Genomic DNA, 2,161 nt, shown 5'->3' with positions numbered 1-2,161 from the left:
GGCATCTGGACGTTCGAGGGCGCGCACGACCCGTTTCTGCCGCTGTTGCTCGCCGCCGAGCACACCGAGCGGGTCGAGCTCGGTACCTCGATCGCGGTGGCGTTCGCCCGCAATCCGCTGTTGCTCGCCACCATCGCCTGGGATCTGCAGGCCTTCTCCCGTGGCCGGTTCGTACTCGGTCTCGGGAGCCAGATCCGCGCGCACATCACCCGGCGCTACTCGATGCCGTGGAGCCGACCGGCCGACCGGATGCGCGACATGGTGCTGGCGGTGCGTGCCATCTGGGCGAGCTGGGAGCAGGGCGGGCGGCTCGATTACCAGGGCGAGTTCTATCAGCACACCCTGATGCCACCACTGTTTCGCCCCGCGGCCGACGAGGTGGCCGGGTTCGGACCGCCGCCGATCTATCTCGCGGGGGTGGGCCCGGGCATGACCGCGGTGGCGGGCGAGGTCGCCGACGGATTCATGTCGCACCCGTTCTGCACGCCGAGATTTCTGCGCGAGGTGACCCTGCCCGCCCTGGCGCACGGCGCGGCGCGCGCACGGAAACCCGTGGACGACATCGTGATCCACCATTCGGCGATGGTCGCGACAGGCAGATCCGCGAGCGAGCTCGCCGCGGCCAGGCAGGCCGTCCGAAAGCAGCTGGCGTTCTACGGATCGACACCGGCCTACTGGCCGATTCTCCAGTTGCACGATCGGGCCGAACTCGGACCCCGCCTGAAAGCGATGTCCAAGAACGGGGAATGGGATCGGATGGCCGACCTCGTCGACGACGATTTCCTCGATGCCGTCGCGATCACAGCCACCGACCCCGCCCGCGCGGCGGCGCAACTGCACGAGCGCTACGACGGAATCGTCGAACGGCTCGGGTTCAACACGCCCTATCGGGTCGACCCCGCGCTGCTGACAGAGCTGTTGCGGGAGATGTGATGTCGCGCGGGATGCCGACGGGTCAGAGCGCCGTCGTGTCGTCGACGTGGAGTCGGCGATCGAGGCGGTGGGGATCGACGTCGAGCAGCGGTCGGTCCCAGTGGGCCAGGTCGGCCGCGGAAGCGTAGGTGGTGTCGAGGAAGTGCAGGAGGGTGGCGTCGGGGTCGGGGGAATTGCGGACCACGTCGTACGGGAGGACGAATTCGCCGAGGGTGGTGTCCCACTGGGCGCCGTCGGGGCCCGCGGGACGAGCGGAGTAACCGTCCGGGGCCGGGTAGGAATAGGCGTAGAAGGTGCCTTCGGCGCCACCGGGCCAGAAGCCCGCGCTCGCGCATTCGCGGGAGTAGGCCTCCTCCATCACCCAATCGGCGCAGTTGGGGGCACCGCCGGGATGCAGGGGCGCGGGGCGGCCGGAGAAGCGGGTGCAGGCCAGGTCGAAGGAACCCCAGAAGAATTGCACCGGACTGGATTTCCCGGCGAAACCGGCGCGCCAGAGCTGGAAAACTCGCTCGATCTGGACGAGCTGTTGCCAGAACAGGTGGACGGCGTCGGCGTCATAGGAGTGGTGGGTGGTGTCCTCGGCGAAGGGGATGGCCGGGTCGACCTCGTTGGGTGAGGCTTCGATATCGACCACGATGTCCAGCCGGCCGAGCACATGGCCGAGTTCGGCGTAGAAGTCGGCGACCGTGCGCGGTCGCAGGGCGATCGTGGCGCGGCGGGCGTCGCTGCTGCGCAGGACGAGTTCGTGGTCGACGAAGTCGAATTCGATGTCGAGCAGGCGGCCGTCGACGGAAATCGCACCGGTCGTCATCCCGCGCGCGCTGACCGCGAACGTGATATTCCACCAGTGGTTCACCAGCGGAGTGCCCGCCATTGTCAGCTTGCCGATGATCTGTGACCACATGTGCAGGGTGTCGCGCGTGTCGGACCAGGAGTCGACGCGTAGGGCCGGCCATACGGCCTTGGCGGGAGTCGAACGTGCCATCGGGATCCTCGCTCTCTCGGTGCGCGACCCCGTGGGCCCGCCCGTTCACAGCCAGGTGCGCTGGCTGATTGGTCAACCGTTCGGCGTGTCCTGCGACGTTTCATCGTACGTCGGCGCTGGTAGATCGCGCCGCAAGGACGAATCCGACCATCAGAGGGGTTGTGTGGGACTCCGAGTCTCATATAACGTAGGAGTCGCGCCACACCGAAGGAGACACCGCTGATGCTGTCGACAATCAAGAAC

At 67.6% G+C, this 2,161-nt stretch carries 2 protein-coding genes; one reads left to right on the top strand and one right to left on the bottom strand.

What is annotated here, in order from left to right:
• On the top strand, positions 1 to 933 hold a 933-nt coding region (locus tag ACFWF3_RS33285), incomplete at its 5' end, for a TIGR03617 family F420-dependent LLM class oxidoreductase (protein ID WP_379317906.1).
• A 22-nt stretch (positions 934 to 955) separates the two neighbouring features.
• Here ACFWF3_RS33285 and ACFWF3_RS33280 read toward each other — a convergent pair.
• Positions 956 to 1,918: a DUF5996 family protein gene (locus ACFWF3_RS33280; protein ID WP_379317904.1), complete on the bottom strand. Its 963-nt coding sequence runs from the start codon at positions 1,916 to 1,918 to the stop codon at positions 956 to 958.
• Between the last annotated feature and the right edge of the window lie 243 nt (positions 1,919 to 2,161).

It is taken from the genome of Nocardia sp. NPDC060220, assembly GCF_042727815.1.
Lineage (GTDB): Bacteria > Actinomycetota > Actinomycetes > Mycobacteriales > Mycobacteriaceae > Nocardia.
Note: the sequence above shows the minus strand (reverse complement) of the source record. Positions and strands in the feature narration are given on the sequence as shown.